General features: G+C 68.0%; 22 protein-coding genes. 4 read left to right on the forward strand and 18 right to left on the reverse strand.

Annotated features, from left to right (window positions below; genetic code table 11):
- The 5 genes from OXF11_04255 to OXF11_04275 form a co-directional block, all read right to left on the reverse strand.
- Nucleotides 1-252: hypothetical protein (locus OXF11_04255; protein MCY4486310.1), on the reverse strand; the 252-nt coding region annotated here is incomplete at its 3' end.
- A gap of 21 nt (nt 253-273) precedes the next feature.
- On the reverse strand, nt 274-1,830 hold the full coding sequence (locus tag OXF11_04260) for a TolC family protein (protein MCY4486311.1): 1,557 nt from the start codon (nt 1,828-1,830) through the stop codon (nt 274-276).
- Between the two features lie 8 nt (nt 1,831-1,838).
- Complete coding sequence (locus OXF11_04265; GenBank protein MCY4486312.1) at nt 1,839-3,359, reverse strand: HlyD family type I secretion periplasmic adaptor subunit; 1,521 nt, start codon at nt 3,357-3,359, stop codon at nt 1,839-1,841.
- Complete coding sequence (locus tag OXF11_04270; protein MCY4486313.1) at nt 3,356-5,284, reverse strand: type I secretion system permease/ATPase; 1,929 nt, start codon at nt 5,282-5,284, stop codon at nt 3,356-3,358. The genes OXF11_04265 and OXF11_04270 overlap by 4 nt, the downstream gene beginning before the upstream one ends.
- A 474-nt stretch (nt 5,285-5,758) precedes the next feature.
- Nucleotides 5,759-7,165, reverse strand: coding sequence for an FAD-dependent oxidoreductase (locus tag OXF11_04275; GenBank protein MCY4486314.1), 1,407 nt, complete (start codon nt 7,163-7,165; stop codon nt 5,759-5,761).
- A 341-nt stretch (nt 7,166-7,506) separates the two neighbouring features.
- On the opposite strand from OXF11_04275, the gene adk reads away from it, so the two are divergent.
- Together adk and OXF11_04285 are read left to right on the forward strand one after the other, a co-directional pair.
- Nucleotides 7,507-8,172, forward strand: a complete 666-nt coding sequence (gene adk, locus OXF11_04280) for an adenylate kinase (protein MCY4486315.1) — start codon at nt 7,507-7,509, stop codon at nt 8,170-8,172.
- Nucleotides 8,169-8,921, forward strand: a complete 753-nt coding sequence (locus OXF11_04285; protein ID MCY4486316.1) for a beta-phosphoglucomutase family hydrolase — start codon at nt 8,169-8,171, stop codon at nt 8,919-8,921. The genes adk and OXF11_04285 overlap by 4 nt, the downstream gene beginning before the upstream one ends.
- Before the next feature lie 18 nt (nt 8,922-8,939).
- On the opposite strand, the gene glnE is transcribed toward OXF11_04285, so the two are convergent.
- On the reverse strand, nt 8,940-11,939 hold the full coding sequence (gene glnE, locus OXF11_04290) for a bifunctional [glutamate--ammonia ligase]-adenylyl-L-tyrosine phosphorylase/[glutamate--ammonia-ligase] adenylyltransferase (GenBank protein MCY4486317.1): 3,000 nt from the start codon (nt 11,937-11,939) through the stop codon (nt 8,940-8,942).
- Between the two features lie 79 nt (nt 11,940-12,018).
- Here glnE and OXF11_04295 point away from each other — a divergent pair, with 79 nt between their 5' ends.
- Nucleotides 12,019-12,576: an HPF/RaiA family ribosome-associated protein gene (locus OXF11_04295; GenBank protein ID MCY4486318.1), complete on the forward strand. Its 558-nt coding sequence runs from the start codon at nt 12,019-12,021 to the stop codon at nt 12,574-12,576.
- An 87-nt stretch (nt 12,577-12,663) separates the two neighbouring features.
- Here OXF11_04295 and OXF11_04300 read toward each other — a convergent pair whose 3' ends face one another.
- The 10 genes from OXF11_04300 to OXF11_04345 form a co-directional block, all read right to left on the reverse strand.
- A complete protein-coding gene (locus tag OXF11_04300) occupies nt 12,664-14,178 on the reverse strand; it encodes a sigma-70 family RNA polymerase sigma factor (GenBank protein ID MCY4486319.1) in 1,515 nt (504 codons plus the stop codon).
- Nucleotides 14,179-14,512: 334 nt separating this feature from the next.
- Nucleotides 14,513-15,937, reverse strand: a complete 1,425-nt coding sequence (locus OXF11_04305; protein ID MCY4486320.1) for a sigma-54 dependent transcriptional regulator — start codon at nt 15,935-15,937, stop codon at nt 14,513-14,515.
- A 64-nt stretch (nt 15,938-16,001) separates the two neighbouring features.
- Nucleotides 16,002-17,711 (reverse strand): ATP-binding protein, encoded by a 1,710-nt coding sequence (locus tag OXF11_04310; protein MCY4486321.1) that lies wholly within the window; start codon nt 17,709-17,711, stop codon nt 16,002-16,004.
- 217 nt (nt 17,712-17,928) lie between these two features.
- Complete coding sequence (locus OXF11_04315) at nt 17,929-19,410, reverse strand: DegQ family serine endoprotease (GenBank protein MCY4486322.1); 1,482 nt, start codon at nt 19,408-19,410, stop codon at nt 17,929-17,931.
- Between the two features lie 186 nt (nt 19,411-19,596).
- Nucleotides 19,597-20,061 (reverse strand): RidA family protein, encoded by a 465-nt coding sequence (locus OXF11_04320; protein MCY4486323.1) that lies wholly within the window; start codon nt 20,059-20,061, stop codon nt 19,597-19,599.
- A 10-nt stretch (nt 20,062-20,071) separates the two neighbouring features.
- The gene (locus OXF11_04325; protein MCY4486324.1) at nt 20,072-21,112 is read right to left on the reverse strand and encodes an alpha-hydroxy acid oxidase; all 1,041 of its coding nucleotides are present in this window, start codon (nt 21,110-21,112) and stop codon (nt 20,072-20,074) included.
- Nucleotides 21,113-21,328: 216 nt separating this feature from the next.
- Nucleotides 21,329-22,291: an esterase-like activity of phytase family protein gene (locus tag OXF11_04330; protein ID MCY4486325.1), complete on the reverse strand. Its 963-nt coding sequence runs from the start codon at nt 22,289-22,291 to the stop codon at nt 21,329-21,331.
- 50 nt (nt 22,292-22,341) lie between these two features.
- On the reverse strand, nt 22,342-22,725 hold the full coding sequence (gene folK, locus OXF11_04335; GenBank protein ID MCY4486326.1) for a 2-amino-4-hydroxy-6-hydroxymethyldihydropteridine diphosphokinase: 384 nt from the start codon (nt 22,723-22,725) through the stop codon (nt 22,342-22,344).
- Nucleotides 22,722-23,105 (reverse strand): dihydroneopterin aldolase, encoded by a 384-nt coding sequence (gene folB / locus OXF11_04340; protein ID MCY4486327.1) that lies wholly within the window; start codon nt 23,103-23,105, stop codon nt 22,722-22,724. Before folB ends, folK begins: the two co-directional genes overlap by 4 nt.
- Before the next feature lie 22 nt (nt 23,106-23,127).
- Nucleotides 23,128-23,847, reverse strand: coding sequence for an SDR family oxidoreductase (locus OXF11_04345; GenBank protein ID MCY4486328.1), 720 nt, complete (start codon nt 23,845-23,847; stop codon nt 23,128-23,130).
- Between the two features lie 296 nt (nt 23,848-24,143).
- Between OXF11_04345 and OXF11_04350 the strand changes: the two genes are divergently transcribed.
- Nucleotides 24,144-24,515: a hypothetical protein gene (locus tag OXF11_04350; protein ID MCY4486329.1), complete on the forward strand. Its 372-nt coding sequence runs from the start codon at nt 24,144-24,146 to the stop codon at nt 24,513-24,515.
- 37 nt (nt 24,516-24,552) lie between these two features.
- Here the strand turns inward: OXF11_04350 and OXF11_04355 are convergent, their stop codons facing one another.
- Nucleotides 24,553-25,398 carry a DUF1932 domain-containing protein gene (locus OXF11_04355; GenBank protein ID MCY4486330.1) on the reverse strand — a complete coding sequence of 282 codons (846 nt, stop codon included), beginning with the start codon at nt 25,396-25,398 and terminating at the stop codon, nt 24,553-24,555.
- Between the two features lie 6 nt (nt 25,399-25,404).
- Nucleotides 25,405-26,629 (reverse strand): UbiD family decarboxylase (locus tag OXF11_04360; GenBank protein MCY4486331.1); only part of this gene is annotated, 1,225 nt, incomplete at its 5' end.

Raw genomic sequence — 26,629 nt, forward strand, 5'->3', positions numbered from 1 at the left:
CAGATAGGCGTCGGGCAGGGTTCCGGCGCCGGTGGGCGCGCCTTCGAGGTCGAAGCGGTAGGTGTGGCCTTGATCCAGCGTCACCGCGAACCAGTCCCGGTCCCCGCCATGGTCGATCACTCCCGTCGCCGAACCACCGACGCTGACTCGGCCGGCGGTATCGACACTCTCCGACAGATCCGTCCCCTCCGGGTCGGTCGAGAGAGCATCGATCCTTGCCGCGTTGATCCGTTTGTCCGTTACATCGCTCATGGTGGATCACCCTTCTCGAGATCAGAGTCCGTCGGATTTCGTGCGCCGTTCGGGAAAGCGCTGCATGGCGACTTCGCCCCGCATCCATCCCGCTTCCGCGGCCGCGATGACCGCGGCGAGATCCTCCGGGGTCGAGACGGGCGCGCCGTCGACCACGATATCGGCGCCCACGGCAGCGAAGACGCGCCCGAAGCCGTCCTCGATCGCCGCGTAGGCGAGGTCGCGGGTCAACGCCGTCTGCACCGCCTCGAGCTCGGCCAGGGTCGCCTCAAGCTCGTCCGCCACTCCAAGCCGCGCGCCGGAGCGCAAGGTGGCGACGATGCCGTCCTGTGTTTCCGCGATCTGGCTCGCGGTCGCATGTTGCGCCCGGGCTTCCCCCAACTCCGCCAGGGCTACGTAGAGTTGCGTCAGCACCGCCATGGCCGCCGCCTCTCGACGAGCCCGCTCGAGCGTCCGGCCGGCCCGCGCCGCGGCCATTGCCGCCGGCGCCGTGTACCACTGGGAGAGGTTGAGCGACACTTGGGCGCCCAGCGTCGCCCAATCGTTGTTCACCAGGAACGAGTTGCTGCTGAACTCGGCCCCGGCGTTGAGATCGATCCCGGGCAACATGCGCAGAAGGGCTTTCCTCACCTCGGCCGCGGCGATGCGCTCGGAAAGCTGCGCCTCGCGCAGTTCCGGGCGCTGACGCAGCGCCAGGACCTCGAGCGCCGCGGCGTCGAGGACCGGATCCCGCGGCGGCAGTGATTCCGCCGGCAGGGCGAGGCGGTAGGCCGGTCTGTCCCGGCCTTCCGGCCCCAACCCGATGAGCCCGGCCAGCTCCAGCCGCGTGCGCCGGCCGTCGCGCCGCTGCCGTTCCAGATCCCGCCGGGCCCGCAACAGAGCGCGGCGGTAGCGGAGCGCCGCCAGCGGGGAGCGGACGCCGAGTTCGGCCATGCGCGCGCTGTCTGCCAGCGCGGCCTTGACCCGCGCCATCAACGGCGCGAGCGTCTGCAGCGCCCGTTCGGCCGCCGCCGCCCGCCACCAGGCCCGCCGCACCTCCGCCAGCACCGTTTGCGCGGCCTTGCGCCGGCGCTCATGCGCAATCAGCACACGGTCGGACTGCTGCCGCGCCGCAAAATAGGAAACCCCGAAGTCGAGCGCGTGCCAGACCGCCGTCAGGCTGCCGGTCCGCGTCGTCCGGTCGGTGGAGGTCGATGCGCTGAGCGACTCCAGTCCGGTCAGGATCGATAGGCTCGACGAAGCCTGGACATTGCCGCGAGTCGTCGCCCCGGAGCGCGCCGAAAGCCCGGGCAGCAGGCCGCGCCGGGCGGCTTCCAGCTCGCCCAGCGCCAGCGCCTGCTCCATCGTCCGCACCCGTCTTTCCAGATTGAACAGCAAGGCGTAAGCCATGGCGCGATGCAGGGTGAGCGGCCCCTCGAGGACCGGCCGGTTGGCGGCCAGCGCGCGTCGATCCTGCGTCACCCGCGACACGGTGTCCCCATCGGTGAGGGGGGCCGGCCGCACCGCGCAGCCCGCGAGCAGGGCAAGGGCGGCGGCACCCGCCAGGAGCGCGCGCAGGGCGTTGAAGGCGATGGCCATGCAGTGCCTCATTCCTCCCGCAACGCGCGCGAAAAGTAGTCGCTGAGCGGCTTGACCAGGTAGCTGAGCGGCGAGCGCTCGCCCGTGCGCAGATGCACCTCGGTCGGCATGCCGGGCGTCAGCGCCAGCGCCGACAACGCGCCTGCCTCCTCGGATGGGGCGGCGTGCGCCTGTGACGGATCCGGGCGCTGCATTCCGCCACCGCCCGCGCCGGAGAGGGGCTCGCGCAGCCAGTCCGGCGCCCAGTCCTGCCGTGCCATCCAGCCTCCGGGGCCTTGGGCGTACCACAGCGCGCCTCGTTGCCATTGCCCGCGGAACCAAGCCGTCGCCCCACGCTCGGTCTCGGACGTGATCGCCCGGCCCATCTCAAGCTCGACCTCGTACCAGGGGAGCCCGGTGCGCTCGTCCTGGCTGGCATCCGCCGCCACCCGCAGCACGCGTCCCTCGAAGGACGGCGTCGTGCGTGCGGGAAATGCCGGGAACCGCACCACCGCCTCCTGTCCCGGCCACACCTGGTCGATATGGATCGGGTCCAGTTGCACCCGCACCACCAGCGCCGTGTCCTCCGGCAGGATCTTCAGGATCGGCTCGCCCGGACTCACCACCTCCGCCGGCGCGAACACCCGCATCTCGAACACCTCGCCCGCCACCGGCGCCCGCACCTCCATGCGCGCCAGGCGGGCCCGTACCGAGACCAGCCGTTCGTGCGACTGGTTTTCCAGCGCTTGCACCTCCCGCGCCTCGCCTTCCGCCTCCACGATGCCGTTGGCGCCGATCTGCAGGATCTGCAGCTCGATCTCCGCCACCCGGCTGCGCGCCGCCGCGATGCGCGCGCCGATGGCGCCGGCCTCGCCGTCGAGCCGCGCGGCCCGCCCCTCCCGGTCCATGAGTTGCGAGAGTTCCACCCGGCCCTCGGCGAACAGCTTGCGGAACGGCTCCAGCTCGCGCGCCAGGAAAGCGGCTTGCCGTCGGACCGCCTCGAGTTGCGCCTCCAGGCTCGTGATCTGGCGCCGCGTCTGGGCGATCCGCTCGCGCAGTTGCGCGGTCTGCCCCGCCCGCAAAGCGCGCCGCGCTTCGAACAGCCGCCGCTGCCCGTCGAGGATGGTGCGCACGGTGCCGTCCGACTCCGCCCGCCGGGCAAGCGCCGCATCCCAGTGGATCGCGCCGGCGTCGCGGTACTCCGCCTCCAGCCGGTTCCGCCGCGCCACCAGCTCCGTGTGCTCCGCCGACAGCATCGCCTCCTGGCTGCGCAGTTGCGCGTCGTCGAGGCGGATCAGCACGTCGTGCGCGGCCACCCGGTCGCCGTTGCGCACCCGCACGGCCGCCACCGTGCCGCCGTCAATATGCTCGACCGCCTGCGCCCGGCTCTCGATCTCGATCCGGCCGAGGGCGATCACGGCCCCGGAGATCGAAGCCAACGCACCCCAGCCCAGCGAGCCGGCGAGCAGCACCGCCAGGCTGAGCATCCCGAGCACCACCGGCCGGCGCGAGGAAAACAGGGGCTCGCCGCGCTGTGGATCCCTCGTCACGTGCCTGTCCCCGGCGATCCGCCGCCGGACCCGGCATCTTCGGCCCCGCTGTCCACGGGTGCGGCGTCCTCGGGCTCCGCGACGTCCACCAGCTTCAGCGTACGGCGTCGCCCGGGCCCGGCCGTTGGCGGCCCGGCCACTCGGGTCACGCCCACCTGTGCCGCGGGCGCCTGCGTCACGGGCACTTGCGTCGCCGGCGCCGGCTGTCGCTCCGGCCGCGGCGTCGAAGCCGGCGCCGGCTCCAGCGGCCGCAGGGCGCCGTCCGCCATGGCCAGCAACGTGTCGCAGGCCGCAAAGGCGCTGGCCCGGTGGGCGATGATTACCGCCGCCCCGCCGCGCGCCTTGAGCGCCGCCACCGCGCGATCGAGCGCCGCTGCCCCCTCCGCGTCCAGATGCGCATCCGGCTCGTCCAGCACCACGACCGCCGGATCGCCGTAGAAGGCCCGCGCGAGCGCGATCCGCTGGCGCTGGCCGCCCGACAGCGCCGCCCCGCCGGCGGCCACTTCGAAGTCATAGCCGCCCGGAAGCGAGAGGATCATGGCGTGCGCGCCAGCGTGCTGCGCCGCCGCCACGACCGCCTCGGGGTCCGGTTCGGGCGCGAGCCGCGCGATGTTCTCCGCCACCGTCCCCTCGAACAGCACCACTTCCTGGGGCAGCCAGCCGAGATGGCGCGAGAGCGCGGCCTCGCCGTACTGGTCGAGCCCCGCACCCGCCAGCGTCACCTTGCCGGCGAGCGGCGTCCACACGCCCGCCAGCGCCCGCGCCAGGGTCGACTTGCCCGCCGCGGAAGGGCCGGCGATCCCCACCGCCGCGCCGGGATGCAGCGCGAAGGACGCGCCCCGTACCGCCGGGCGCGTCGCACCAGGCGCGCCGACATAAAGCTTGTCCGCCGCCAGAAGCGGCTGCCCCGCCTTGCGGAGCGCCGCCGGATCGGGCGCCGGCAGCGGCGTCCCCAAGGGCTCTTCCGGGGTCTCCGAAAGCAGGCGCGAGAGCGCGCGCCGGCCTTCCAGCGCCCGCTGCAAAACCGGCCACTGAGCCACCGCCTGGTCGATCGGAGCGAGCGCCCGGCCCAGCAGGATCGAAGCCGCGATCATGATCCCCGGCGTGATGGATCCCTGAATCGCCAGCCAGCCGCCGAGCCCCAGCATCATCGACTGCAGGAACAGCCTGAGCGTGCGCGTCGTCGCCGCGAAGGCCCCGCCGCGGTCGGAGGACGCAATGGTCGCCCCCAGCGCCCGGTTCCGGATCGCGGCCAGCCGCGTGAGGGCCGTGCCACGCATGCCGAGGCCGCGCACGGTCTCCCCGCCGGCGCGCATCTGTTCGGTGAGCTGGAAGGCCCGCGCCGAGGCTTCTCCCGCCTCCTTCTGCAGCCGCCCCGTGCGCGCCTGGTTCATCAGCGCCAGCCCGAGAAGAAGGATGCCGGACGACACCGCCAGCAGACCGAGCATCCAGTGGAACAGGAACAGGGCGAACAGGAAGACCGGGGTCCAGGGCGCGTCGAAGAACGCGAACGGCCCCGGACCGGAGGCGAATCGCTGCATCGCCTCCAGGTCGGCAAGGCCGGTCGCCGGCGCGGAGCGCGCCTGCGGCGACCGGCCCGCGCGGGTGAGGATCGCCCCCAGCACGCGCGGGTCCATGCGTGCCTGAAAGCGGGCGCCGGCCCGGGCCAGCACGCGCGCGCGGAAATGGTCGAGCAGCCCCATCATCAGGAACAGGAACGCCACGATGCCGACCAGGGCCAGGAGCGTCGCCTCCGAGCGCGAGGGCAGCACCCGGTCGTAGATCTGGAGCATGAAGACGGGTCCGGTCAGCATCAGGAGGTTGACGAAGGCGCTGAACAGACCGATGTACGCGAACGATCGGCGACTCTCGTTCATCGCCGCGCGGATCTCCGCGGCGCCTGCCGCTGGATGCGTGGCCGTCATCGCCACCTCGGCCGTCCGGTCTTGCCGTCCCGGAGGGCGGCGGCGGCGCTCGCAAACTCGGTCCTTTCGACCGCCGCAACCCTGGGCCACGGGAGAGTGTAGCTACGATCTGGGTGGGGAAGGGGCCGCCCGTCCATCAAGCGGGGCCCGGTCTGCCCTTCGCGGCGGTGGGTAGGCGCGATGAGCGCGCCTGCAAGGTTCGATTTCATCGGATCGTCCATTGCCCGGCCCGCTTCCGGTGCTTCGGCGCGACGGAGCGATGTTCTTTCCGTGGCGGTGGCGGTCTCGCCAAAGAAAAAAACGTATCGATACATAGTCATTATTGTCAATAAGGGAAAGGATTCGCCGGAGTCAAGCACAAATGTCGCACTTCGAGGAGGGCGATGGGGACGGTGAAGGAGGTTCTCTTCCGGAGGGGACGGCCGCGCGGCGACTACGAGACGGAGATCCGGGACGCGAGTGAGAAGATTGCCTTCACGCGCCCGCTCCCTTCAGCGCCGCCAGCATGTCCTCGGTGCGGGTGAGCTTGACCCGGGGCCGTCCGCTTGCCTTGCCGCGCGCGGTCTCGATGTCGTCGAGACGGAGCCAGTCCTGGTAGGACACGTACTGGGGCCGGCGTTCCCGTACCAGCCGCTCGGCGCCGGCTACCTCGGGGTGGGCCGGGTCCAACACCGCGCCGGCCTGCAGGTCTTCCAGCATGCGTTCGACGGTTTCCCCGGCATCGGGCTTGTTGGTGCCGATGACGCCGCTGGGGCCGCGCTTGATCCACCCGGACGCGTAGAGGCCGACGAGGGGCCCTTTGCCTTGCCCGGCCAGCACGCGGCCCCTGTCGTTGGGGATCACGCCGCGCCGCTCGTCGAACGGGACTCCGGGCAGCGCCACGCCGAGGTAGCCGACGGAACGGAAGACGATGTCCGCCGGGATGGTCTCGGTAACCGCGGTGGCGCGCGGCCGCAAGCCGCCGTTGTCGGCGTAGAGCTCGTTCCGTACCAGGTGGACAGCGCGTACCTGGCCGTCCGCGTCGCCGATGAGCTCCGTCGGCGAAAGCAGGAAGCGGATGCTGAGCCGGCGCGATTTTCCGGTGGGCGCCCGGCCGGCGTAACTCTGGAGGATTTCGAGCTTCCGGACCAGGGCCTTGTCCCCATGGGCGTCGACGTGGGCCTGGCTGAGAGCATCGAGTCGGGCCTCTTCCGGCAGCACCTCCACGTCGGCGTCCGCCAGCTCTCCCATCTCCTTGATCTCGGGATTCGTGAAGGCGGCCTGGGCCGGTCCCCGTCGCCCGATGAGATAGACGTTCCGGATACGGCTCTCCCGGAGCGCTTCCAGCGCATAGTCGGCGATATCGGTGACGGCCAGCTCCTCGTGGCACCGGCACAGGATGCGGGCCACGTCGATGGCCACGTTGCCGACGCCGATGACCGCGGCGTTCTCACCGGACAGGTCGAAGCGGCGGTCGCGGTAGTCGGGGTGTCCGTTGTACCACGCCACGAACTCGGTGGCGGCGTGGCTGCCCTCGAGGTCTTCGCCCGGGATGCCGAGATTGCGGTCGGTCTGGGCGCCGGTGGTGAAGCAGACTTGGTGGTAGTGGGCCGTGAGATCGGTCAGGTGAACGTCCCTGCCGTAACACACGTTGCCATAGAAGCGGAAGTTGGGCTTTCGCGCCGCCCGGTCGTAGACCCGCACCACCGACTTGATCTTCTGATGATCGGGAGCGACGCCCCCGCGCACGAGGCCGAACGGGGTCGCCAGCTCGTCGAACATGTCGACCTCGACGCTCAGACCCTGCTCTTTGAACAAGCGTTCGACGACGTAGAAGCCCGCCGGACCCGAACCGATGATGGCAACTCTGAGAGGATTGTCGTCGGTCCCCGCGTTGGGCATGAGGGTCTCCCGTTGTCGCTGCCGCCATGAGGGGCAACGGTCCGGCCCTTCGAACCCTTCCCCTGTTCACATTGTACGGCATTCGCCGGGCGGTTGCCAGTTTTCCCTACGGCCCTTCCGGCAGGGTGTCCGGCGGTCCTTCGCCTTGATGGTCCACGGTATTCATGTTACTGGTTTTCTTCACCTTTTGCGGGTTTCCACTCGTCAAGACCGTCGTGCGGCGTGTCACCATACGCGTGAGACGCCGCACGAAAGCCTCCGGTAATTCCGTCCTTGTACGGCCGCTCGGTCCGGGGCGTCGGGAAAACGCCCGGTGCGAGCGGCTATTGGAGAGCGCCTTCATGCGTATCATCTTGTTGGGTCCGCCTGGAGCGGGCAAGGGAACTCAGGCGGAGTCCATCGTTGCGGCGTTCGGCATCCCCCAGATATCCACCGGCGACATGCTGCGGGCGGCGGTCAAGGAAGGCACGGCGCTGGGAGCGCGGGTCAAGTCCGTGATGGAGTCGGGCCGGCTCGTATCCGACGAGATCATCGTGGATCTCATCAAGGAGCGCATCCAGGATCCGGATTGCCGCGACGGGTTTCTCTTCGACGGATTCCCGCGGACGCTGGCCCAGGCGGAGGCGTTGCGGGCAAACGACATCCCGGTGACCCACGTGGTGGAGATCGATGTGCCCCCCGAGGAGGTGGTCACCCGGCTCAGCGGACGGCGCGTGCACCCGGCATCGGGGCGCATCTATCATGTGGCGTTCAACCCGCCCAAGACCGAAGGCAAGGACGACGTCACCGGGGAGGAACTCGTGCAGCGGGACGACGACCGGGAGGAGACGGTGCGCCGGCGGCTGGAGGTCTACGGCGAGCAGACCGCGCCGCTGGTGGACTACTACACCCGCTGGCAGGATCGGGGCGACCCGGCGGCGCCGCGTTACATCAAGGTGTCGGGGGTGGGCCGGGTCGAGAACGTGGGGGAGGCGATCCTCTCCAGGCTGAAGGAGGAGGCATCGTGAGCCCGCACCCTCGAGTGACCGCCGACGACTTCGATGCCGTCCTGTTCGATCTCGACGGCGTGCTGACCTCCACCGCCCGGGTCCACTCCGTGTGCTGGAAAAAGATGTTCGACGAGTATCTGCGGCAGCGCGCCGCGGACACCGGCGAAGCCTTCGTGCCTTTCGACCCGGACGGCGACTACAAGCGGTACGTGGACGGCAAGCCCCGCTACGACGGGGTCCGGAGCTTCCTGGAGTCGCGGGGAATCGAGTTACCCGACGGCGACCCGGACGACCCTCCGTCGGCATCGAGCGCGTGCGGCCTCGGCAATCGCAAGGACCGGCTGTTCAACGAGGTGCTGAAGGCGGAAGGGGCGGAGACGTACGACGGCACCATCCGTTGGGCCCGGGCACTCCGCGGCCTGGGCATCAAGACGGCGGTGGTGTCCTCCAGCAAGAACTGCAAGTCCATCATGGAGGTTGCGGGCATCGAGGACCTGTTCGACATGCGGATGGACGGCGAGATCGCCCAGCGGCTCCGCATCCCCGGAAAGCCCGCGCCCGACACCTATCTCAGGGCCGCCCAAGAGCTGGGCGTCCGCCCGGAGAGAGCGGTGGTGGTGGAGGATGCCCTTTCCGGCGTTCAGGCCGGCCGCCGGGGCGGCTTCGGCCTGGTCATCGGCGTGGACCGGCACGGCGACGCCGATGACCTTCGCGAGAACGGCGCGGACTTCGTGGTGACGGACCTGGCGGAGATGCTGGACGAGTAGCCGCCCGGTTGCCGTCGTTCAGTCGGCCTCCGGAAAGAACCTTTCGTAGCAGGCGCGGACGCGCTCCCGGCGTTTTTCGTAGTCCCGCAGCAGGGCAGCGCCCGGCGACCCGCGCCGCTTCTCCCCGTAGCCGAGGGCCAGGGCCACGGCCCGAAGCCGGCCCGGCTCGCGTTCCAGGACGTGGGTGTCCTGATCCCGCTCGATCCGCAGGCGATGGCCCAGGCGGCGCAGGAAGGTATATCCTTCCACCAGAATCCGGTAGTCCCGGGCGCCGAGGAGGCGCAACTCCCGTAGCGCGGCCGCCGCGCCCAGTGTGTCCCGTTGGCGCAACGCGGCGTGTTCGTGCCCGAAACGCAACTGCAGCATTTGCACCAGGAACTCCACGTCGATCAGCCCGCCGCGCCCCGCCTTCACGTCGAAACGGGAACCGTCCTCGCGCGCCAGCTCCCGCTCCATGCGCATGCGCAGGTGGTCAATCTCCCGCACGTCTTGCCGACCGAAGTCGTCCTGGAAGGCGAAACGCTCGGCGATGTCCTCGGCCTCGGCGCCGAGGTCCGCGTCCCCGGCGGCGAAGCGCGCCCGGATCAGCGCCTGCCTTTCCCACAACTGCGAGCTGGTCTCGTGGTAGCGGCGGAAGGCGTCGAGAGACGCGACCAGCGGTCCAGAACGCCCGGAGGGCCGCAGCCGCATGTCGAGCTGATAGGCGATGCCCTCGGCGGTGGGCGCGGAGAGGCAGGTCATGAGCGTCTGTCCGAGCCTGACGTAGTACTCGTGGGACGACAGCGAATCCGACCGTGCGCCCCTGGTCCGCGGCTTCTCGGGCTCATCGTAGAGGAAGATGAGGTCGAGGTCGGAGTTGTAATCGAGCTGCCGCTCGCCGAGTTTCCCCATGGCCACCACCGCGAACCGTCCAGGTTCCGGCGCCCCATGCCGGCGCTCCATCTCGCTCCCGGCCAGAGCGAGGGCCGCCTCCAGACAGGCCTCGGCCAGAGCGGTCAGTTGCGCGACGGCATCGTCGAAGTCCAGCTCTCCGCCGAGATCGTGGAGGCCGAGCCGAAGGAACTCCTCGACGCGGTAGCGTCTCAGGCGGTCCAGACTGTCCTCCAGGTCGCGCGCCTCCGCCATGGCGGTCCGGAGCTCTTCCAGCATCTCCGCCCGAGTCTTCACCACCCGGGTGAGGTCCACCCGGATGAGGCTGTCGAGCAGCTCGGGACGGTTCACGAACAGTTCGGAAAGGAACCGGCTGTGAGCGAAGAGGTCGATGAGCAGCCGCGTGGTCTTGGGATTCTCCGCCAGCAGGGTGAGAAAACCCGTGCGTGCGCCGATGCGGCAGCCGAACCCGGCCATGTGGTGCAGCGCCTGCTGCGGTTCCCCCGACGCCACGATGGCCTCCATCAGGGCCGGCATCAGGTCGCGCATGACCTTGCGGCGCTTGGGGCCGGGAGGCGTGGCGCCGCTTCCGTCACGCACCGCCAGAAGGTCCCGGTAGCCCTTGTCGGGATCGGCGAAGCCGCGTCCCCCAAGTGCCTGGACCACCACTTCCCGCCGGTCGAGGTCGAGCCACACCTCTGCTCCCGGACGCTCGCCGTGCGCGACGGTCTCCCGGCGTGCGCCGTAAAAGAGCCGCTGGAAGGATGCGTGCACGACGTCGGTGTGGACGCGGTAGTCCCGCCAAAACGCCTGCTCTTCTCCATCCACCGGTTCCAGGTAGCCCAGCCGCCGCGCCAGCGTCCGCTCGTCGGCGGCGCCGTCGGGGATTGCGTGGGTCTGCTGATGGGCCAGGATCTGGATCTTGTGCTCCACGTTCCGCAGGAAACGGTAGCCCGCGCTCAGGGCCTCGCATTCCTGCGCCGGCACATAGCCGTGGCGGGCGAGCCCCGCCAACGCGTCGAGAGTGTTGCGCCGCCGAATGCGCGCGTCGTATCCGCCGTTCACCAGTTGCAGCGCCTGGGTGAAGAACTCCACTTCGCGAATGCCGCCGTGCCCGAGCTTGACGTTGCGTTGCGCGCCGTCGCCGCCGGCGAGCTGTTGGCGCTCGATGCGCGCCTTCATTTCGCGCAGCTCCTCGACGGTGGAGAAGTCGAGGTAGCGGCGATAGACGAACGGCCGGACGTCCTCCAGGAACGCCTCGCCCAGCTCGATGTCGCCGGCCACGGGCCGGGCCTTGATCAACGCCGACCGTTCCCAGCACTGGCCCCAGGACTCGTAGTAGAGCGCCGCCGCGTCCATGGGCTGCGCGCTCGGTCCCTGGCTTCCCATGGGCCGAAGCCGCAGGTCCGTGCGGAACACGACGCCGTCCTCGGTGACCTCGCCCATGGCGCGGGTCAAATCCTCGGCCAGCCGGCTGAAGAACTCCAGCGGCGGAAGCGCCCGCGGCGTGGCGGGCTCGGCGGTCTCGTACAGGTAGATGAGATCGATGTCGGAGCTGAAGTTGAGCTCCTGTCCGCCGAGCTTGCCCATGCCGAGGATGACGAAACGGTTGCGGCGCGACGTCCCCGGCACGCGCACCCGGCCGTGCCGCCGTTCAAGGTCCCGGCGGCAGAACCGGTAGGCCGTGTCGAGGGAGAAGTCCGCCAGGGTGCTCAACTCCGCGGTGGTTTCCTCCACCGGGGCCAGCCCCACGAGGTCGCGGGCGCCGATGCGCAGGTATTCCCGGCGCTTGTGGCGGCGCAGCCTGGCGTGGAGGTCACCCGGGGTTGCGTCAGGTGCGAGGACGCCGAAATCGGCGGAATGCCGCGCGCGTGACTTTGCCTTCGTGTGGATCGCCTTCGCAAAGGTCTCGCCCCAGGCGTCCGCCGCGCGGATGAGGATGCCGCCCAGGTAGGTGCTGCCGCCCAGGAGTTGGAGCAGCATGCGCTGTTCCCGTGGCGCGAGGTCGGGCAGGGGACCGGGACCGCCTTCCTCCAGCAGCCGGCCGAGTTGTACCAGCGCGGTTTCGGGAGATGCCGCCCGCCGCGCGAGGCGTTCAAGCCGCCGCCGTTGGGCCGGGGAGACGAGGTTGCGTAACGAGTCGCTCATGAGCGGAAGGCTGAAGGGAAGCAGGCGTGATTTGCGCAGTATTGTCCAAGACGATAGAAAAGAAAACGAGGAGGGACCGATGAAACTCGAACCACAAGTGACTTTCCGCGACATGGAGCCCTCTCGCGCCATTGAGCAGGCCATACGCGAGAAGGCGGCCAAGCTCGACCAGTTCCATGACCGCATCACCGGCTGCAGGATAGTGGTCGGGGCGCCGCACCGTCACCACCAGAAGGGGCGGCTCTACAACGTGCGCATCGATCTGACGGTGCCGGGCGGGGAGTTGGTGGTGAACCGGGACAGCGGCCGAGCCGCGGCGCACCACGACGTGCAGGTGGCGATTCGCGATGCCTTTGACGCCGCTCGCCGGCAACTCCAGGAATACGCGCGCCGCCGGCGCGGTGAAGTGAAGACGCATGCGGCGGAACCGCCGGCCCGGGTCAGCAAGCTCTTCGCGGCCGAACGTTACGGCTTCATCGAGACCAGCGACGGGCGTGAGATCTATTTTCACGGGAACAGCGTGGTGGACGGCTTCGACCGCCTGACGCTGGGGACTCGCGTTCACTTTACGGAAGAGGAGGGCCAGCAAGGCCCCCAGGCAAGCACCGTACGCGTGGTCCACGGATCGGCGGCGTAAAAAAGGGCCGTCCCGACGGGCGGCCCTTTTTGTCTGTTGGCTGGAGGATACGGCGATGGGTCACGCCGGTCCGGCCGGGAACGATGCTCAGTCCTGGAGGTTGAATCCCGCCACCGTGGTGCGGAGCTTCCTCAGGGCACGCTGCTCGATCTGGCGGATGCGCTCCCTGGTGAGCGAGAAGCGCTCGCCCAATTCCTCGAGGGTGTAGTCCCGCACCTCGCCGATACCAAAGCGGTAGCGCAAGACGGCTTCCTCTCTCGGCGGCAGCGTGGCCAACGCCTTCTTGACCTTGTCACGCAGGTTGGCGTGAATCGTCTCCTCCAGGGGCTTGGGAACGTGCTTGTCCTCGACGAAGTCGCCGAGCCGGCTCTCTTCGTCGTCGCCCATGGGAGTTTCCAGCGAGACCGGCTCCTTCACGATGCGCATCAGTCTCCGGATCTCGTCCGCGGTAAGCCCCATTTCTGTGGCGACCTCATCCGGCTGCGGCTCCCGTCCGAGCTTGCGGTGCAGCGAGCGGTGCGCGCGGATGAGCTTGTTTCGGGTTTCGATCATGTGCACGGGGATGCGGATCGTCGGCGCGGAGTCGATGATCCCGCGCGTGATGCTCTGCCGGATCCACCAGCCGGCATAGGTGGAGAACCGGTACCCGAGCCGGTAGTCGAATTTCTCGGCGGCGCGCATGAGTCCCACGTTGCCTTCCTGAATCAGGTCGAGGAACTGCAGACCGCGGTTGCCGTACTTCTTCGCCAGGCTCACCACCAGACGCAGGTTGGCTTCGATGAGGATCTTCTTGGCCGACGCGGCCTTGTACTCGGCGGCGGTGATGGCCTTCACCTGACTCACGATGTCGGCGGCGGAAGACCCCAGGGCCTCTTCGACGGCCTCGATGTCGGCCGCGATCCGCTTGGCCGCGTTGCCGCGCGCATGCGTGCTCGCCTGCCGTGCCAGCTCGGCCAACGTCCGTTGCGACTCCTTGAGGCTGACGCCGATATCGTCGATCCACTCCTTGGAGAGGCGCAGCGCCTTCACCGTGTCGTTGATTCGCACCCGCTTCTTGTCCAGATCGACGGTCAGGGCCGCGCGCCGCTTCTGGGAGGTCCGCTTCCGCGCCATCTCGGCCTGCATGCGCTCCCGCTCGCGCAAGAGCCCGCGCAGCACCGTGACGCCCTTGAGAAAGCGGCGCCGCTCGGCCGTCTCGTCGAAGGCCTCCCCGTCATCGCCGGCCATGAGCACGCGGTTCAAGGGAGTCTCGTTGTGCCGGACCTCTTCGGCCAGATCGAGGACGCGCCGGACCGTGTAGGGCGCGGCGATGACGCTGGCGATGTACTCCTCCTGGCCCTCCTCCATCTGCATCCCGAGCTGTACCTCGCGCTCCCGGGTCAACAGTGGCGTGGAGCCGATGTCGCGCAGGTAGAGGGAGACCGGGTCGGTCTTGTCGTCCACCCGGTCGTTGTCCACCGGCACCTGGCTCGGCGGGGACTCCTCGGAGAAGGTCGCCGGCTGCTGCTGCTGCTCCTCCTCCTCCTCGACTTCGCCGATGGCGATATCGTCAAGCTCGTCGATCGAGTCGTCCATCGCGTCCTCGGTGTCTTCGATGTTCAAGGCTCTCTCCATCATTTTGGCTTCCACAGTTTTCGCTACGCCACCGGTCGAAGGGCCAAGCTCCTCCGAACCGAAAGGCACACCGACGATCCGTAGGTTAAAAATATCCGCCGCCCTCGCGATGACATTGACGTTGCTTCAACGTTATCGAAGGATCGGCGGATCCAGCACGATTCTGATATGATTTGTTGAGGCAGTCCCTGGGGACCACCAGGATCAAGCAATACGACTAAGCACTCGTCCTTGAGGAAAGCCAGCAACAACCTACGGTATCATTGAAAATAATCCTTGTCAAGCACCCCGTCAGGCTCGACCCGCAGGAGCGGCGCGCGCGTCACTTGTCGTCGCGCAGGCCGTATTTTCGCAGCTTGTAGCGTAGGGCGCGTTCGCTGATGCCGAGGTTGTCCGCGGCCTTGGTCTGGATGCCGCCCGCGGCCTCGAGGGCCTCGACGATCATGCGCCTTTCCATCCCTTCGACGGCGGCGGAGAGGTTGGTCTGGTCGCCGGCGCCGGGGCGCGCCTCCTTGATCGTCAGCGGCATTTCGCCGATTCCGACGACGTCGTCGCGCGTGAGCACGGTGGCCCGTTCGACCAGGTTCTCCAGTTCGCGCACGTTGCCGGGATAGTCGTAGCGCAGCAGCGCGTCACGCGCCTCGCGGGAGAAACCCTGTATCGTCTTGCCGTTCTTTTCGGCGAACTTGTGGAGGAAGTGGTCGATGAGGGGGGGGATGTCCTGGCGGCGTTCACGCAACGGCGGCAGGATGATGGTGACCACGTTGAGCCGGTAGTAGAGGTCCTCGCGGAAGCCGCCTTGGCGCATGAGTTGTTCGAGGTCCTGGTGGGTCGCCGTGATGATGCGCACGTCGCTGGTGATGGCCTGGTTGGAGCCCACGCGTTCGAACTCGCGTTCCTGCAGCACGCGCAGCAGCTTGGCCTGGATATGGGCGGGCAGGTCGCCGATCTCGTCGAGGAACAGCGTGCCCTTGTCGGCGATCTCGAAGCGGCCCTTGCGCGTGGCGAAGGCTCCGGTGAAGGATCCCTTCTCGTGTCCGAACAATTCCGATTCCAGCAGGGTTTCCGGCAGCGCGGCGCAGTTGACCTTGACCAGCGGTCCGTTCCTGCGGGCACTGGCGTAGTGGATGGCCTTGGCGATCAGCTCCTTGCCGGTGCCGCTGTCGCCGCGCAGGAGGACGGTGGCGTCGCTCGGGGCCACGCGCCGCACCAGATCCAGCACCTCCTGCATCTGTCCGCTCTCGCCGATGACGCCCTCGATGCGATGGCGTTCCAGCAAGGCCTCCCGCAACTCGGTGTTTTCGCGCAGGAGCTGGTGGCTCCGCTTGACCCGATCGATGCGCAGCCGCAGCTCTTCCAGGTTGAGGGGTTTGGTCAGGTAGTCGGTGGCGCCTTCCTTCATGGCGGAGACGGCGGTCTCGATGCTGCCGTACGCCGTCATGATGATCACCGCGACTTCGGGATCCAGTGCCCGGCACTGCTTCAAGAGGTCGAGGCCCGACATCTCGGGCATGCGCTGGTCCGTCAGCACCAGGTCGAAAGCCTCCCCGCGAAACCGCTCCAACGCCTCGGCCGCGCTTCCCATGAGCGCAACCTCGAAGCCGGCCTTGCCGAGAAAGCCGCCGACGAACTCGAGCTGCGTACGCTCGTCGTCCACCACCATGATGTGGAAACGGTCGTCGAGCGATGCTTCGCGCCGGCGCGGCGGTTGTGCGCCGAGGTCTGCCCGATATGCCTGTTCAGTCATGTCTACGTTCGTCGCCCGTGCGCTCCGGCGGCAACCCGCCGCGCGTCTCGTGGGGAGCAGGGGCTCAAGTCAGTGTATGATCGAGCGGAAGAACGATGTCGAACCGCGTGCCCGCGTCGGTCTGGCTGGTCACCTCGATGGTGCCGCCATGGCTCTCCACGATCCTTCGAGCGATGGGGAGCCCCAATCCGGAGCCTTCGGACTTCGTGGTGAAGTACGGCTCGAATATGCGTGCCTGGTTCTCCTTTGCGATACCCACGCCGGTGTCGCTCACCGAGAGCCGCATCTTGCCGTCGCGAATCGATGTCTCGATGGTCAGCTTGCCTCCCTCGGGCATGGCCTGGAGGCCGTTGAGAATGAGGTTCAGGAGCACTTGCTTGAGGTAGTCCGGGTCGGCCTTGACCACCGGTCGCGGGCCGTGATGCACCACCGCGATCTCCACCCCGGAGGACTCGGCGTCGCCTCCGGTCAGGGTGGTGAGGTCCTTCAACAACTGGTCGACCTTGACGAGGTCCGGCTTTATGTTCAACGGCCGCGCCAGCGTCAGGAACTCCTCGACGATGGCATTGAGGCGGTGTACCTCGGCGCGCATCAACTCGATGAAGCGGCTGTATTCGCCCTCGTCCTGCGTCGGCTGAAACTCCCCCTTGAGGCGCTGCAACCCCATGGAGATGGCGTTCAGCGGATTGCGCACCTCGTGGGCCACCGTGGCCGCCAGGTTGCCCATCATGGACAGGTGCTCGCGCCGGTCCACTTCCGCTTCCAGCGCCTTGATCTCCTGCATGTGGAAGCGTTGGTTGTAGAGGATCGCCGCGAATCCGAGCACGCCCAGCCCCAGGATGCCGCATCCCAGGCCCACCATGGACCAGAGGCTCTTCCACCACGCCGCGTCCACCACGTCCATGGACACGCCGATCCTGAGAAAGCCCATGGGGTCGCCATCCAGCCGCACCGGCTTCACCAGCTCATAGCGCCGCCCACCCTCCTCCGTGTCCACGATCCGATGGGCCGAGCGATCGGTGACGCGCGCCCGTGCGCTCAGGTCGTCCACCATCCGGTTCCCGGCCAGCGCCGCGTCGGTATGGGCGAGCACGGTGAAGTCGTTGTCCAGGAGCGCCAGGTGGTGGATGCCTTCCTGCCGCCCGAGGTCCTGGATCTGGCGCTGCACGCCGATCTCGCGCTGCAGCTTCAGCATGTAGGCGGCGTCCGCGTGAATGGCGATGAATCCCGGGAAGCTGCGCGCTTCAAGCGCGACGCCGAACACGCTGTCTTCCCAGAACTCGTGCTGCGGGAGAGTGGGCGCCTGTCCCCGCGGCTGGGACCAGAGCCGGCCCCAGATGTGCACCGTGGATTCCTGGCTCGACCACCGTTCGCGCAACTCGGCCAGGAGGCCCTCGACGTCGGGGGGTGCGGTTCCGGTGTGCGATACCCAGGGCCGTCCCTGAAGGTCGAGGAGTTCGACCTTGTGCAGTTGGTTGATGGTGCTGATGCGCTGCACCAGCGGCGCGGGTGCGTTGGCGGTGAGCAGCCGGTCGATCAGGCGCGCGTTGTCCAACAGCCGCTGCCGCACCAGCTCCTCGATCAGCGCGTTTCCCTTGATGGACTTCTTGGCGCTGGTCTCCATGGTGCGGGTGAGGGCCAGTGCCTTGACCTTCACCTGTCGCACCAACTCTTCCTCGAGCCAGCGGCTCTCGTAGAACACGTAGAGAGAGAAAAGCCCCGCGAGCAGCAGGACAGAGGCGAGGAAGTAGGGTACCAGCGAAGCGCGTTTCATTTCAGTGGGCGACGGGCTTCAGTTGGTCCCGTCCGACCTGCGTACAGGATTTCATTATACAACCGGCCAGCAACTTGGCAACCGGCCTGGCTCCCCGCAACGGACCCTCCCACGACAAGAGCCGATGGGACTGCTCTTGTCCCATCGGCCTCCGGTCTAGTGTCGTGTCCGGCACGGTGTTCCGGCTTCGCACCGAAACGCGTCGGTCGCCGGCCCGTCAGCCCCTGGCGACGAAGAATCGCCTGGCGTCGCCGCGTTGCACGAGAAACAGCGCGTTGCCGCCCTTGTCGAGCGACTCCAGCGCCTTCTTGTAGGCCGCCAAGTTGGGGATGGCCGTCCGGTTCATCTCCAGGATCACGTCTCCCCGGCGCAACCCCGCCTGGTCCGCGGGACTGCCCGGCTTGACTCCGGTCACCAGCACGCCCGCGGCACGCTTCAGGGAGAACCGTTTGGCGACGTTGTCGGTCACCTCTACGACGGTCAGTCCCAGGTCGGAGCCTTGTTCCACGGCCCCCACGGCCTTTTCGTCCAGCAACTCGCCGATCTCGACCCGGAGCATGCGCTCGTCGCCGTCACGCACGACCTTCACGTCCACGGCCTTGCCCACGGGGGTTCGGGCGACGATGATCGGAAGATCCCCGGATGCCTTGACCGGCTGCCGGTCGAACTCCACGATGACGTCACCCACCTTGAACCCGGCTTCTTGCGCGGGCGTGTCCGGCAGCACTTCGGCCACGAGCGCGCCGCGCGCTTCACCGATGCCCAAGGATTCCGCCAAGAGGGGCGTCACCTTTTGCAGCGAGACGCCCAGCCAGCCGCGCGTGACCCGGCCGTCGCTCCGGAGCCCCGGCAGCACCTCCTTGACCAGGTTGATGGGGATGGCGAAGCCGATACCCACGTTGCCCCCGCCGCGGCTGTAGATGGCGGTGTTGATGCCCACCACCTCCCCGCGATGGTTGATCAGGGGGCCGCCGGAGTTGCCCGGGTTGATGGAGGCGTCGGTCTGGATGAAGTTGTCGTAGGGCCCGGCGCCGATGCGCCGTCCCTTGGCGCTGACGATACCCGACGTCACCGTACGGTCGAGGCCGAACGGGTTGCCGATGGCGAGCACGCCCTCACCGATCTCCAGACTGTCGGAATTCCCCAGCGGCACCGTCGGCAGGTTGTAGCCGGGGTTGATGCGGATCAGGGCGATGTCGGTCTTTTCGTCCGTGCCGATGATTTCCCCCTCGAACTCGTTATCGTCGGAGAGGGTGACGGTGATGGTCATGTTCTCCCGGCCGCTGACCACGTGGTGGTTGGTCAGGATCAGGCCTTTCCCGTCGATGATCACGCCGGAACCGAAGGAGCGGCTCCTTCTCGGCCGGGAAGGGGCCTCGGGCGTCCCGAAGGGGTTGGGCATGGAGAACGGCGGCGCCTCGAAGAACTTGCGCCACGCCTCGGGCAACTGATGGCCGAAGCGTTCGGACATGCTGGCTGCCTGGGTATCGCCCTTGGCGGTGATGTTGACCACCGCGGGGCTCACCTGCTTGACCAGATTGACGATGGTGTTCACGGGCCGCGGTTCCGTGGCCGCGGGCTGTGTCGATGCGTTGAGAGGCGGACGGCTGAACCCGCCGGCCAGGGCGATCACGGCGAGCAACACCGCGCACACGCCCAACGCCTTCATGCATGTGGAACGAGACGGTTTACAGAGCATTGAGCTACCTCCTCAAAATTGCTGCCGCCTAAAGGAAGCATCTTTCGTGCCAACGGCCGTCGTTGCGGCAAGGTAGCGTCTTTCCAGGGGTTTGCGGGTTTCCGCGACGTCGCGCCATGCAGGTTGTCGACCATTCCGTCGAACGCGCGGAACAGTGCGTCGAAGGGTGGCCGTCCACGCAGTCGATCATTCGACCTCGTAGATGGACTCGATCTCGACCGGAATCCCGTTGGGGAGCGTCACCATGCCCACCGCGGAGCGGGCGTGCTTGCCGATGCTCTCGCCGAACACCTCCACCAGCAGGTCGGAGAAACCGTTGATCACCTGCGGGGTCTTGTGGAACTCGGGATCGGCGTTGACCATGCCCAGCACCTTGACGATGCGGCGAACGCGGTCGAGGCTGCCGAGCTGCGCCCGGAGGGTGACCAGGGTGTTGAGCGCCGTCTGGCGCGCGGCTTGGTAGCCTTGTTCCACGGTCAGGTCGCGCCCCAGCTTGCCGTGGAAGATGGCCTTGCCGTCGTCACCCAGGGGTCCGTGTCCGGCGAGGTACAGCAGCGAGCCTGTCCGCACCGCGCTGACGTAGTTGGCCATGGGGCGCGGGGTGGGCGGCAGGCTCAGGTTCAGCTCCTTCAGACGTTCTTCGGCACTCATGTCCACCTCCCTATAGACCTCTGAACCAGACGTTGTCGGGATCCAGGCTCAGCAGCGCGGGCGTGATGTCCTGGATCGTGGCGGTGCCGGTCATGATCATCACGCGCTTCAGCTCATCGGTGAGAATCGTCAGCACCCGCGCCACCCCTTCGGGGCCGGCGGCGCCCAGGCCCCAGCAGATGGGCCGTCCCAGGAGCACCGCCTTGGCACCCAGGGCCAGCGCCTTGGCGATGTCGCCGCCCCGGCGCGCGCCGCTGTCGAGCAGCACCGGCACGCGCCCGGCGGCCGCGTCCACCACCTCCGGCAGCACCTCGATGGCCGCGCGGTTGAAATCGAGGATACGGCCGCCGTGGTTCGACACCACCAGACAGTCGGCGCCGGCGTCGATGGCGATGCGCGCGTCGTCCGGGTTCATGATCCCCTTCACCACCACCGGGACCGATACCTCGTTCTTGAGCCACGTGACGTCGTCCGGCGAGGACACGTGAACGGTGCGGGGCTTGCCGTCCGACGACAGCGGCACTCGGTCTCCGAGCTTGGTGGGTTGCAGCGTGTCCATGGTGAGTCCGACCGCGGCGTAACCGATCTCGTCCGCGCGCCGCACCGCGCTCAACACCTTGTCCCGTCCCTTGCTGAGGTACGCCATGTAGACCAGCGGCGTGGAGATCCCCTCCGCCCACTGGTCCACCGTGGACTGGGTGGCGCCGCTGATGAACACCATGGTACCGAACAGGCCGCCCCCCTCCGCCACCTCGTGCTCGCCGTTCTTGCGCAGCAGCCGAAAGCTGCCCACGGGCCCGATCATCGCCGGCGAGGGCAGCCTGTGCCCGAACAGCTCGATGGAGGTGTCGGGATCGGTAACGTCGTGGAAGATGCGCTGGCGGAAAAGCAGTCGGTCCAGCGCGGTGCGGTTGCGCTGGAGCGTGGAGTGGCTCTCCGCCGCGCCCATGACGTGCTCGATGGCCTCGGGCTTGACCCGGGCGTGAAAGAGCCGCCGCAGCTCGTCCAGGCTCAGGTTCTCCAGCGGTTTCTGTTCGATCTGAACGCTCATGTGTACCCCCAAGGGATGGATTCGTGTTCGCGGGATTCAAATCCTAGTGTCGTGTCCCGCAAATACATGGCATAAGTTGCGCAGGATTTTTCGTCGTCGGCAAGGCGCGATGACGAGCAGTGGCGGGCACCACGCGAGGAAGAGGAACGCAGCCGACGGCGAAAAAGACCAGCAAATTATGCCATGTATTTGCGGGACACGACACTAGCCCGTAAATCACAAATCATCAATGACGCGGAACTGGAGCAGCAGCGTCCGCTGGAGCGGCAGGAAGTTGTCGTCGGAGACCATGTAGAGCAGCGTGCGCCCGGCGTTGTCGCGCCGCAGTGCCAGTCCCTCGAAGTTGTCCACCGACAAGGGACGTTTCAGGTCGGCCATCACCTCCCCGCGCACCCGTGTTCCCGGTTTCCGCCGGGCCTGCCGCAGGCGCTCCGCCGGCAGGCGCACGACGCGCACGCGCATGCGCAAGAGGTCGAAGCTGCGTTCGAGCAGCAGCACGTCGCCGCCGGGCGTCGCGGCGACGCCGGTGGGGCTGTAGCCGTCGGCGGGCAGGTAGGCGAACTCGTGGGCCGTGCGCGCCTTCATGAACCAGCCCTTCAGACTCCCGTCGCGATTGGCGTGTTTCTCGGTGATGCCCAGGAGAGTGCCGTCGGAGAGCACGGCGATGCCCTCGACCCCGCCGTTCACGGGCGCGCGCCGCAGGTCCCGGGGGGTCGCCACCGGCTTGGGGAATGCGCCCGGTTGCGCCGGATAGCGCCAGATCCGGTGCTTGCCCTCGAAGGACACCAGGAACGAGCCGTTCGAGTCCCGTGCCAGGCCTTCCGCGTCGTGTTCGTAGAGGCCCGTCCGTTTGCCCGCGGGGGTCAGCAAGGCTGCGTCGCGCCACGAGTCGAGAGCGACGACACGGCCCTCGGAATCGTGGGTGAGCGCAGCGGTGACCCAGTAGCCGCGGTCGGAAACGGCACGGAGCCGCGTGCCGTCCGGGCTGACGGTCAAACCCGAAAGCCCTCCGAAGCGCTTATTGTCGGAGGAAAGTTCGAACCCGCTCAGGAACGTGAGCCGGCCGACCCGGGTGACGCTGGAGTTCCCCGGCTCCAGCGCCACCGGGATCGCCGTGACTGTAAACCGGCTCGCGAATCCGTCCGCGGCGGCCAGGACGCCGGCAAGCGACAGCGCCATGGCGGCGGCGCGGGCCGCGCGCGGACGTCTGGGGCGTGGGCGCTCGGGTGTCACGGTTCCAGGTCCGGAAGCACCGCCATCACCGCGTGGCGGAGAAACTCGCGGGTGTAGAAATCGGGGTCGACGATGTCGCCGTTCCACACGACGATGTCGAGATCGATGGTCCGGGGGCCGTCGCGGTTCTCGCCGCGTTGGCGGCCCAGCAAGGCCTCGATGGCCTTCAGGTCGGCCCGGAACCGCTCGCGGTCCACGGCGGTCTCCACCAGCAGCGCGCCGTTGGTGAAGTCCGGCTGGTCGACACGGCCCACGGGGCGGGTGCGCACGAACGGCGACGCGGCCACGACGACGTGCCGCTGGGCGATGTGCCGGCGCGCTTCCTGCACGTTGCGCTCGGGCTCGATGTTGGAGCCGACACCGATGACGGCGTGGTTCATGCGCTCTCCGCTCCGGTCCTCTCCGCCGAGCATTCGACGGACACGGAATCGGTGTAACGGAGCGCGCCCGGCTTGGCCACGCGCACGCGCGCGCGTCCGACCCGGGGGTCGTCCATCACCAGGCCGAGGACGTGCTCGCAGAGCCTTTCGATGAGGAAGAAGGACGAGGCCTCCACCTCCTCGATGATGCGCTTGTTGAGCCGCTTGTAGTCCACGGTCTCATCGATGGCGTCGCGCGTGAAGGCGGTCCCCGGCAGAAGCTCGAGCTCGACGTTCACGACCACGTCCTGCCGGGTGTGGCGCTCCCAGTCGTTGATGCCGATGATGGCGCGCACACGCAGGTTCTCGATGGTGATCTTGACAGGGTTTCGGTGGATCATGGCGCGGTGACGCGGTGCGCGGTTACAGGTGCTCGCCGCCGTCGACGTAGACGCACTCGCCGGTGACGAAGGGGTTGTCGATGAAAAACAGCACCGCGGCGACCACGTTAGCCGTGTCGCCGATGCGTTTCAAGGGTAGCCCGGCGCTGCGCCGCTCCAGTTCCTCCACCACGCCGTCCGGCGGCGGCAGGATCATGCCGGGTGCCACGCCGTTCACCCGGATGGCGGGACCGAGTTCGCGCGCGGCCATCCGGGTCAGCTCGAGGAGCGCCTTCTTGGACAGGGTATAGGCGGCGTGCCGCGGGTCGGAGCCGCGTACCCGCGTGTCGAGGATGTTGATGACCTGCCCCTCGGAGCAGCCCTGTGCAAAGGCCTGCGTCAGGAAGAAGGGCGCCCTGAAATGGATGTTGAAGTGGCGCTCGAACAACTCGTGTCCAGTGTCTCGAAGGGTGGCCCGTTCGAAGAGGGAGGCGTTGTTGACGAGGACGTTCAATCGCGGGAACTGCTCCCGCACCCTGGGGACGAGCGCGGTCGTGTCGTCGTGGTCGTTCAGGTCGCAACGGAACAGCCGGCACCGGCGTCCGAGATCCTCGATGTCCCGCGCCGTGCGTTCGGCCGGTTCCGCGGAGGTGTGATAGTGAAGCGCCACGTCGTAGCCGTGTTGCGCCAGCCCCTTGGCGATGGCGGCGCCGATGCGCCTGGCTCCGCCGGTCACGAGGGCGGCTCCCTTCGGCATGGACATGGAGCCATCATAGCCGGTTGCCGGTACACCCACCACCGGCGCGGCCGGGAACTTTGACAGTGCGCCTGACCGGTGCTAGTGTCCTGCGTCACAAATAGCTTGATGAATCCGCGGGTCCTTTTCGCCGTCGGCTGCGTTGCTCTTCCTCGCGTGGTGCCCGCCACTGCTCGTCATCGCGCCTTGCCGACGACAAAAATGCCCTCGCGGTTTCATCAAGCTATTTGTGACGCAGGACACTAGCGTCCCCGGCAACGTCCTTGACTTGGCTTGGAGTCGACAGTTGAAGGGGGAAGGCCATGGATGCGCTCGAAGTAATGGCGCTCATCTTTGCGGTCATCGTGCTCGTAAAGCTCGCCGCCTTGCTGTTCTCACCCGCGTGGTGGATGGACACCGCCGGAGCCATGCTCGACTATCCCCGTGCGTGCACCTGGGTCTACGCCGTGCTCGCCGCGGTGGTGGGGTACTTTGTCTTTACCCGGATGGAAATAGTCGAGGTGGTCTCGGTGATGTTGCTCACGTCTCTGCTGGCGGGGCTGGGGCTCGCGCCCTATTCACGGACGATCCTCAAGCTCGGCAAGGAAATGGCGGGTGAGGGGTTCGGTCGGTTGTGGCCGGTGATGGTCATCTGGACCGTCATCGCGGTGTGGGCGCTGTACGCCGTCCTGTGAGGGAACCGGGGGACCTGTCATGACGGCCGCGTGAACGCTACCGTCTCCTGGTGGCCAGAACCTCAACGACTTCCTTGACCTCGGGTCCCGGATCGGTTCGGTCCTTGAACGGCGCCAGCCGTTCGTAGAGTTCGGCGGCGGCCTTGTGGAACCCCGCGGGGAGCCCGGCGGATTCGAAGCTGGCGGCGATCTCTTCCATCTCGCCCACGTAGCGCCACCCTTTGGGCGCCGCCACCGCGGCCGCGCGTTCGCTCTTGTTCCCGAGGGCGGGCTGCGATGCCGCCCATTCCTCCAGGAGCGCCGCTTCCACTCCTTCACTGGCCGCCAGGGCACGGACGGCCAGGATCAGCGCGTCACTGCCCTTGGTCCAGGCCGCGTAGGTCATCTTGAGCGCGGAGGCCGCCCCCGGCCCGCCGTCGATGACTCTGGCGTCGAGCGGACCCCCGGAGAACAACGCCGCGACCGACTCCGCGCCGGTTCCCGAAAGATACAGGCGCGTGGTACCCGGCGTGCGCACCGGCTGGCCGATGATGCCGCCGTCAACGAAACGCGCTCCGGCCTTGGCGACGACGGCCCCCACGCGTTGCGCCGTCTCGCGGGACACGGCGTTGGCGTCGACGTAGAGACCGGCAAAGCCCAGGTCCGCCACGTCCCGAGCCACCTCCTCGGCGGCGTGGGGCGGGCACACGGAAAGGACCGCATCGCTCTCGCGGACGGCCTCCGCCAGCGTCGCCGCCTCGGCAAGCCCGGCCTCGATGGCCCTCCGCCGGCTTTCCTCCCGCCGCCCCTCGGAAACCCACAACACGCGGGCGCCCCGCACCGCGGCGCCGACGGTGGCGCCCATGTTCCCGGGATGCAACAGCGTAAGGGTGTTGATCTGCATGGCCTCCTAGTGGTCCTGCTCTTCCACGTCGCTGGCCTTGACGCGCCGCGACTTGAGCTTCTCGCCGGTCTCGAAGTAGCGGCCCTCCACGGCGAGCTTGGCTTCCTCGTCCAGCTCGTCGTCCCACTGGCCCAGGGAATAGCCGTACCACGGCATCTTGGGAGTCAGCGGCGGCAGCATCAGCTCCTCCCACAGCTCGCGGGCGTGCTCCATGTACTCCCGCTTGGGCAGGGACACGGGAGGGAAGGGCTCCTTCTGAATGGCGTTGCACAGCATGCCCGATTCGTCGGCGGGGAGGTGGTACGACACCACGTCCGTGCCCTTGTGATCGTCGTTGTAAAGGAACGGCGGGGCGTGGCCCTTTTCCATGCCGCCGATGATCTGCACGTCCTGTTGGGGCTTCATGCGGTAGCACATGGCCCAGAACACCGCGGCCTCGTCCGACGGATCGATGTCCTCGTCCACGGCGATGACGATCTTGCCGACGCCGGGGTGGAAGGACGACGCGGCGTGGAGCGCGCGCCACACCTCGGCTTCCTTGGGCTTGCGCATCTGCACGATGACGAGCTTGTAGGTGTTGGTCAGGGGCTCGTGCATCTCCACCCGGATGACGCTGGTGATGCGGCAGTGGTCGCGCAGGTGCACCAGCATGAGCCGGTCGTAGCCGATCTTGCGGATGACCGACGATTCACTCGGGGTGAGCTGGCTCAGCCACGAGACGTAGATGGCGTTCTTGCGGTGGGTGATGGCGGTGACATCCATGAACGGGTTCAACTGCCGCGGGTGCATGTAGCCGTGGGACTCGCCGAAGGGCCCCTCGGGCTCCACGAACTCGGTGTTGAGGCGGCCTTCGATGACGATCTCCGCCTCCGCCGGCACCTGCAGGTCCACGGTCTTGCACTGGGCCATGCGGATGGGCTCGCCCACGAAGCCGCCGGCGATGGCCATCTCGTCCACGCCGTAGTCGACCTTCTGCACGGAGACGTAGGAGACCACCGGCGGTGCGCCGATGACCAGCGCCGCCTCAAGCGGCTCTCCGCGCTTCTGCGCGTTCTTCCAGTGGAGGTAGATGTCCTGGCCGAGGCCGGAGGGGAACACGCCCACGCGGGTGTTCGACTTGATCTGGCCCCGGTAGTTGCCGATGTTGCCGATGCCGGTCTCCGGGTCCTTGGTGATCCAGTGGGAGCAGGTGGTGTAGGGGCCGTTGTCGAAGCCGGGGGTGGAGATGGGG

This window comes from Deltaproteobacteria bacterium (assembly GCA_026712905.1).
In the GTDB taxonomy this organism is placed as follows: Bacteria; Desulfobacterota; Binatia; order UBA9968; family JAJDTQ01; genus JAJDTQ01.

Excerpts from the sequence above, each read along its gene's own strand:
- OXF11_04305 (MCY4486320.1), bottom strand. The coding sequence starts at position 15,937 with ATGACTGAACAGGCATATCGGGCAGACCTCGGCGCACAACCGCCGCGC.
- OXF11_04315 (MCY4486322.1), bottom strand. The coding sequence starts at position 19,410 with ATGCTCTGTAAACCGTCTCGTTCCACATGCATGAAGGCGTTGGGCGTG.
- OXF11_04310 (MCY4486321.1), bottom strand. The coding sequence starts at position 17,711 with ATGAAACGCGCTTCGCTGGTACCCTACTTCCTCGCCTCTGTCCTGCTG.
- OXF11_04295 (MCY4486318.1), top strand. The coding sequence starts at position 12,019 with ATGAAACTCGAACCACAAGTGACTTTCCGCGACATGGAGCCCTCTCGC.
- OXF11_04325 (MCY4486324.1), bottom strand. The coding sequence starts at position 21,112 with ATGAGCGTTCAGATCGAACAGAAACCGCTGGAGAACCTGAGCCTGGAC.
- OXF11_04260 (MCY4486311.1), bottom strand. The coding sequence starts at position 1,830 with ATGGCCATCGCCTTCAACGCCCTGCGCGCGCTCCTGGCGGGTGCCGCC.
- OXF11_04330 (MCY4486325.1), bottom strand. The coding sequence starts at position 22,291 with ATGGCGCTGTCGCTTGCCGGCGTCCTGGCCGCCGCGGACGGATTCGCG.
- OXF11_04275 (MCY4486314.1), bottom strand. The coding sequence starts at position 7,165 with ATGCCCAACGCGGGGACCGACGACAATCCTCTCAGAGTTGCCATCATC.
- OXF11_04270 (MCY4486313.1), bottom strand. The coding sequence starts at position 5,284 with ATGACGGCCACGCATCCAGCGGCAGGCGCCGCGGAGATCCGCGCGGCG.
- OXF11_04350 (MCY4486329.1), top strand. The coding sequence starts at position 24,144 with ATGGATGCGCTCGAAGTAATGGCGCTCATCTTTGCGGTCATCGTGCTC.
- OXF11_04355 (MCY4486330.1), bottom strand. The coding sequence starts at position 25,398 with ATGCAGATCAACACCCTTACGCTGTTGCATCCCGGGAACATGGGCGCC.
- folB (MCY4486327.1), bottom strand. The coding sequence starts at position 23,105 with ATGATCCACCGAAACCCTGTCAAGATCACCATCGAGAACCTGCGTGTG.
- folK (MCY4486326.1), bottom strand. The coding sequence starts at position 22,725 with ATGAACCACGCCGTCATCGGTGTCGGCTCCAACATCGAGCCCGAGCGC.
- glnE (MCY4486317.1), bottom strand. The coding sequence starts at position 11,939 with ATGAGCGACTCGTTACGCAACCTCGTCTCCCCGGCCCAACGGCGGCGG.
- adk (MCY4486315.1), top strand. The coding sequence starts at position 7,507 with ATGCGTATCATCTTGTTGGGTCCGCCTGGAGCGGGCAAGGGAACTCAG.
- OXF11_04345 (MCY4486328.1), bottom strand. The coding sequence starts at position 23,847 with ATGTCCATGCCGAAGGGAGCCGCCCTCGTGACCGGCGGAGCCAGGCGC.
- OXF11_04320 (MCY4486323.1), bottom strand. The coding sequence starts at position 20,061 with ATGAGTGCCGAAGAACGTCTGAAGGAGCTGAACCTGAGCCTGCCGCCC.